This window comes from Chryseobacterium sp. PMSZPI (assembly GCF_002835665.1).
Taxonomy (GTDB): Bacteria; Bacteroidota; Bacteroidia; order Flavobacteriales; family Weeksellaceae; genus Chryseobacterium.
The window spans coordinates 1-6192 of sequence record NZ_PIZV01000046.1 but is presented as its reverse complement, the minus strand read 5'-3'; the positions used below and the strand labels follow the sequence as shown (position 1 = coordinate 6192).

Annotated in this window: 5 protein-coding genes; 2 read left to right on the top strand and 3 right to left on the bottom strand. The window is 34.0% G+C overall.

Features of this window, described 5'->3' with window-relative positions:
* Both CW752_RS09160 and CW752_RS09155 read right to left on the bottom strand, forming a co-directional pair.
* Positions 1-706 (bottom strand): hypothetical protein (locus tag CW752_RS09160; protein WP_101239420.1); only part of this gene is annotated, 706 nt, incomplete at its 3' end.
* A 166-nt stretch (positions 707-872) separates the two neighbouring features.
* The gene (locus tag CW752_RS09155; protein ID WP_101239419.1) at positions 873-2201 is read right to left on the bottom strand and encodes a hydroxymethylglutaryl-CoA reductase, degradative; all 1329 of its coding nucleotides are present in this window, start codon (positions 2199-2201) and stop codon (positions 873-875) included.
* A 237-nt stretch (positions 2202-2438) separates the two neighbouring features.
* Between CW752_RS09155 and CW752_RS09150 the strand changes: the two genes are divergently transcribed.
* Both CW752_RS09150 and CW752_RS09145 read left to right on the top strand, forming a co-directional pair.
* Complete coding sequence (locus tag CW752_RS09150; protein WP_101239421.1) at positions 2439-3698, top strand: putative DNA modification/repair radical SAM protein; 1260 nt, start codon at positions 2439-2441, stop codon at positions 3696-3698.
* Between the two features lie 95 nt (positions 3699-3793).
* On the top strand, positions 3794-4552 hold the full coding sequence (locus tag CW752_RS09145) for a TIGR03915 family putative DNA repair protein (protein ID WP_101239418.1): 759 nt from the start codon (positions 3794-3796) through the stop codon (positions 4550-4552).
* A gap of 994 nt (positions 4553-5546) precedes the next feature.
* Here CW752_RS09145 and CW752_RS09140 read toward each other — a convergent pair.
* The coding region (locus CW752_RS09140) for a DNA alkylation repair protein (RefSeq protein WP_101239417.1) at positions 5547-6192 on the bottom strand (646 nt) is incomplete at its 5' end.

Genomic DNA, 6192 nt, shown 5'->3' with positions numbered 1-6192 from the left:
GGCTCCAGTATTTTTCCAGCTCTTTATAGGTAAATGCTATTTCATGACTGCCGAGTTCATCCAGTGCTCTCATAGCATGACTGGAACATCTTCCTGCAACAAAAGTCAGCTTACTTTTTCCAAAGAAGTACCCGATATCTTTTAAAGTATGTTCTATAAAACAATCGTCATAAAGCTCAATCTGATCTTTAGCTTCTTCCGGAGGATTTTTCTCGGACTTCAGTTTGGTAAGAAAATCCGAAATTCTTTTCTTTATCTTTTTCTGAATAATCTCTTCAACTATTTTCTTTGAAGCGGGTTGAAATAAATCTTCAGCATTAATGAAATTTCCGGTTCTCATATCAAAGTTCTTCCAGTTTGCAAAGTCTTCAGAATAAGCCCCTGAAGCTTCACCATGCATTCCGATTGTCAGAATATTTTTGGGAGCTTCCAATTTTTTCCAATCATAGAAATATACATAATTGGAATATGAGTTGGTAGCTGTAGAAGCAAACTTAAAAGGGTTTTTGCCGGAATCCGGAACATATTCCAGCTCATTTACCTGAAGAAACGTATTTATTTTATTTTCTACTAAAGGATTTTCCGCGTAGGAAATCACCGGAAAAGTGAAGTTTTCTGTCTTTGGCTGTAAATCAGATATTTTTAAATTTTTCTGTGAAAAACTTAGGCCGAAAATCAGTATGAAAAACAAAGCACTCTTTTTCACTATTTAGATTTTAAATACATTAAAATAAACTTAGCCACCAAGGTAGAAATCCCTAATATGATAAACATATTGGCAAATCTCCTGGAACTTTGAAAGCCCGGTGAAGTGGTTTTCTTCAAAAAGAATCCAAAGATGAGAAATATGATAGGCAAAATGATCTGTAACATTAGTTTCCTCTCATTCTGTTAAACTCATTGATAACTTCATGATGACTTACTGTTTTATCTTTAAAGTAAGTTACAAAGTGTTGCTTTTCCTCTTCTGTAGCTCCTAACTGGTTCAAAATATTTAATAAATGCATCTTCATATGACCTTTTTGAATTCCTGTTGTCACTAAAGAACGTAGCGCTCCAAAGTTTTGGGCTAATCCTGAAACGGCCAGAATACTCATCAATTCCTGTGCAGAAGGTTTTCCTAGTAAAGCCAGCGAGAATTTTACCAATGGGTGAAGATTGGTAAGCCCTCCAACTACTCCTACCGAAATTGGAAGATCGATCCAGAATCTGAAAACACCATTATCTGTTGTACAATGCGTCAACGATCTGTATTGTCCGTCTCTTGCTGCGTAAGCATGTGCACAAGCTTCTGTCGCTCTGAAGTCGTTTCCTGTAGCAATGACCACTGCATCTACTCCATTCATTACTCCTTTATTGTGAGTAGTTGCCCGGTAAGGCTCTATTTCTGCAATGGTAACAGCTTGCTTAAATTTAGAAGCAAATTCCTCAGGGGAAATACCACTGTCATCTTTTAGGTCTTCCATTTTACAAGAAACCTCAGCTCTTACGATACAATCCGGAGTAAAGTTGGAAAGGATATTCATCACAATCTGTAGAGAATTCTTTTCATCCTGAGTAAAATCTTCACTGGTAGCGACTTCTTGTCTTAATGTTTTTCCAAACTGCTCAAGACATGAGTTGATAAAATTAGCTCCCATTGAATCAACTGTATCAAAGCTGGCTTTCAATTGGTAATAATTGGGCATTTCTGCAGTCTTATCAACCAAACTGATATTCAGAATTCCACCACCACGCTTTCTCATATTGGCAGTGATATCTTCTGTAGCCTCCAATAATTTTTTCTTTAAATTAAAATTAAAGAAGTGCAATAGTTTATGAGATTCTACATTGAATATAAAGTGAGTGTGTCCCAGTTTCTCGGTATTGATGATGGTTGTTTTGAAACCTCCTTTATCGATCCAGAATTTTGCAGCTTTAGAAGCAGCAGCAACTACAGAACTTTCTTCAACCGCCATTGGAAGGGCCAATAATTTTCCATCAATTAAAAAGTTAGGCGCAATTCCGTAAGGCATATAAAAGTTGGAAATCGTATTTTCAGAAAATTCTTCGTGAAGTTTCTGAAGATCTGCATCGTCATTCCAATATTGTTTTAATATATTTTGGTATTCCTGATTTCCTTCAAGATATTCGTTTACGAGCCAGTCGATTTTCCCCTGCTTAGGAAGCTTGGAAAAACCTTCGATCGGTTTATGATTCATAGGTAGATAATTTATTTTTTTCAAAAGTTATATCCAATCGCGTCATTTCATTCGTATTTGCCAAAAATCATGGCGATTTTATGATATAAACTTTAATGAGCCGTAAATATAATGATTTTGAGACTCTTTTTTGTTGATAACTTCCATGAAAAAAGGTTGACATTTATCAATTTTGGAACTAAATTTGAGCAATATTTAAATACAAATCCGATACAAAACGTATCATATTTTAAAAACATGAATTTCAATCGCCTCAAAGAAAAGCTTGAAATCCTTGCTAATGCAGCAAAATATGATGTCTCTTGCTCATCTAGCGGAGGGACAAGGAAAAATAAAAAGGGTGCTTTAGGAGACAGTTCCATAAGCGGAATTTGCCATACCTATACAGAAGACGGAAGATGTGTTTCTCTGCTTAAAATTTTACTGACTAATCATTGTATTTATGATTGTGCTTATTGTGTTTCGAGAAGCTCCAATGATATTAAGAGAGCTGCTTTTACAGTGGAAGAAGTGGTAGACTTAACGATTAATTTTTATCGCAGAAATTATATTGAGGGGTTATTTCTCAGCTCCGGAATTTTCAAAAATGCAGATACTACGATGGAGCGATTGGTAAGAGTAGCCAAGAAACTTCGTTTGGAAGAAAATTTTAATGGATACATTCATTTAAAATCCATTCCGGGAGCAAGTGACGAACTGATGCAGGAAGCTGCTTTATATGCAGACCGATTATCTGTTAATCTTGAAATCCCTACGGAAAGCGGATTAAAATTATTGGCTCCTGAGAAAAACAGACAGGATATGATCAGCCCGATGCGGTATATCCAGAAAGGAATCAGCCAATATGAAGATGAAAAGAAATCATTAAAAAGAGTTCCCAAATTTGCTCCGGCAGGGCAATCTACCCAAATGATTGTAGGGGCCACCCATGAAAATGATTTACAAATCATCAGGGTAGCTGACCACTTTTATAAAAATTTCAACCTGAAAAGGGTTTACTATTCCGGATATGTTCCGGTATTGGAGGATAAAAGACTTCCATCCTTAACAACGGAAGTTCCGATGCTGCGGGAAAACAGATTATATCAGTCTGACTGGCTGATGAGGTTTTATGGTTTTAAAGCAGAGGAAATCTTAGATCCTGATATTCCTTTTCTCGATTTGGAAGTAGATCCTAAATTAAGCTGGGCATTACGACATTTGGATCAGTTTCCGGTAAATATCCAGATTGCTGACTATCAAATGATTTTAAGAATTCCCGGGATTGGTGTAAAAACAGCACAGAAAATAATCAGCGCAAGGCGTTTTCAAGTTTTACATCTTGATCACTTGAAAAAATTAGGAGCAGCAGTAAACCGGGCAAAGTATTTTATCGATTTTAATACCGGAAATGCCTATCTGAAATATTTGACGGATAAAAATTTCAGGAAACTATTGACAGGCGGAAGTTCATCCAAGTTTCAAAATCAATTCTCACAACAGCTGAGTTTATTTTGATTTTAAACACAACTATTTTCATGAATGATCACTAATTTATTTTTGCCAAAAAACAGTTAAAATATTTTCAAATTATCTCATTCTCAAATTAAATAATGATTACCCTACTCTACGACGGAAGTTTTGACGGCCTTTTTACAGCAATATTTGAAGTCTTCGAATATCGTTATCAGGATGTGGACATTGTAAGCAGAGAAAAATTTCTTCAGGAAAATATTTTTGCTGAGATTCATGAAGTCATTACCCAAACGGATAAATCTGAACGGGTATTAAAAAAATTAGAGCACAGTCTTGGAAAACAAGGCATACATAAATTTTTAAAAGTTTTTTTATCAGAGGATATTGTACTGGAAAAAGTAATTTTTTCTGCAGTAAAACAATCTATAAAACATCCTGAAGAAAATATCCTGGAAAACTTCGCTGACAATGATATTATGAAAATATCCAAAATTTGTAAATCAGTGGATAGGGAAAGCCACAGAATGACCGCCTTTGTCCGTTTTGAAAAAATGCAGGATGATATTTTCTTTTCAAAAATAGATCCTGATTTCAATGTACTTCCTTTAATCAGAAAACATTTTACTGATCGTTATCAGGATCAAAAATGGATGATTTATGATATCAGAAGAAATTACGGAATCCTGTATGATTTGGAAAACTCTGACTTTTTTTATCCTGAACAAAAATTAGATTTCAATCTGTACCAGCAGAAATTTCATGATGAAGAAAAAAACTATCAGGTACTTTGGCAACGATACTTTACCAAAACCAATATTGTAGAAAGAAAAAACCTGAAACTTCATGCTCAGCATGTCCCCAAACGATACTGGAAATATTTAACCGAAAAATGGTAAAGGTAATTTTGTATTTGTGAATTTGTTGATAACTTTTCTGTAAGGGTATTCTTTCATTATAAAAATAGACACAATATATTATCAATCAATAAATTAATATCAATTCATTATTTTGTGGATAACTTTCGAGTTTCAATAACAAAATAGTATCTTCTTGTGTTTAACAACGTACTGATTGATTATATTTTAAAAGTAATTTAATTATATTCGATGTTTGTGGATAACTTTTTCAGCTATGAATAGCACAAATAAACACGAAAATCTCTTTTTTCTACTTCACAAATTCATATCCGTAGAACAGAAATTTCAAAGAAACATCAATCAAAAAAGTCATATTGTGGATAACTTTTTTATGATACATATTGATACAAATGCTTTAAATAAAGACTATATATAATAATCTACGTATCAGTTATTTTCAATAAAAAAACAATCAACATTTTCACTTTGTGGATAACTTTTTTGTAAATTACAGTTTATAAAAATCCTCCTGAAGACCTTCTACAAAGGGATTACACAATATATTAATTATCATTTATTTACATAAAAAAACACAATTCACATTTCCATATTGTGGATAACTTTTCTTAGTTATGAGTAATCGAGTTTTATCCTGGCTACTAAATGTATTGTTCTTTCTAATCAAAAAATATAGCTAGGTTAAAAAAAAATTAAAATTTAGCATGGGGCGCTCATATCAATTTCAAAAAGAGACCATACAAAGAAGCATCAACCGGAAACTCATATTGTGGATAACTTTTTTAAGGTCACAAATGACAGCAATGCTTTATTTAAAGGCTACATATAATACACTAGTTAATAAATCATTACAATAAAAACACAATTCACATTTCCACTTTGTGGATAACTTTTTTCAAATATCACTAATGATATGAATTATGAAAATGCCCAATACAAAAGGATTATACAACAATCTAATTATCATCATATTACCTCACAAAAAACAATCAACATTCTCACTTTGTGGATAACTTTATTTTCGGATAGTACGCAAGGCTTTTTTGACGATGTATTGGGTTTCTTTCGTTGAACTATCTCGGAGCCATTCATCGCAAACTTCTATGACAAATTCGGGTTGTGACTTGCTGGCATCATTCAACCAATTCCCCACACTATCCTGAACATATCTTGATGGGTCTGATCGTAAGGGTTCCAAAATTTCCAATCCTAATCCCGGATTTTGTTTTAATTCTATGATATGCTCACACCATACCCCTCTTGGCCGCGTTGATTCACTGGCAAAACGTCTTATATTTTCATCTTTGTGCCGGGTCCATTTCGACAGAATTGATAAGCTTTCCGAAAGATTTTTGGCAATATCCGGGCGTATAGTCATCCAACAGATTTCTCTTACCCCAAAGTGAGCATCAGAAGCAAAAGATTGTATTTTTTTCAACTTTTCACGAAGATTTATTGCTGTATTCCGTCCAATTGTATAAGCAGCCCAGCAACGCACCAGATCAGCAGCGTGTGTGGAAAGTTTCAAAAGAAATTCTTCATCCTTATTTGTAAGTACAACATGAAGTAATCCAACACCAATGGTCTCGTTAACGGCATTGACAGTTTGTTTTTTCAACTTATCTACATTTTCCAGGATAGGTTCCAGATATTCTTCTCGA

What these genes read in the sequence shown, in the direction of transcription:
- CW752_RS09155 (WP_101239419.1), bottom strand. Translation starts at nt 2,201, where the DNA reads ATGAATCATAAACCGATCGAAGGTTTTTCCAAGCTTCCTAAGCAGGGG.
- CW752_RS09150 (WP_101239421.1), top strand. Translation starts at nt 2,439, where the DNA reads ATGAATTTCAATCGCCTCAAAGAAAAGCTTGAAATCCTTGCTAATGCA.
- CW752_RS09145 (WP_101239418.1), top strand. Translation starts at nt 3,794, where the DNA reads ATGATTACCCTACTCTACGACGGAAGTTTTGACGGCCTTTTTACAGCA.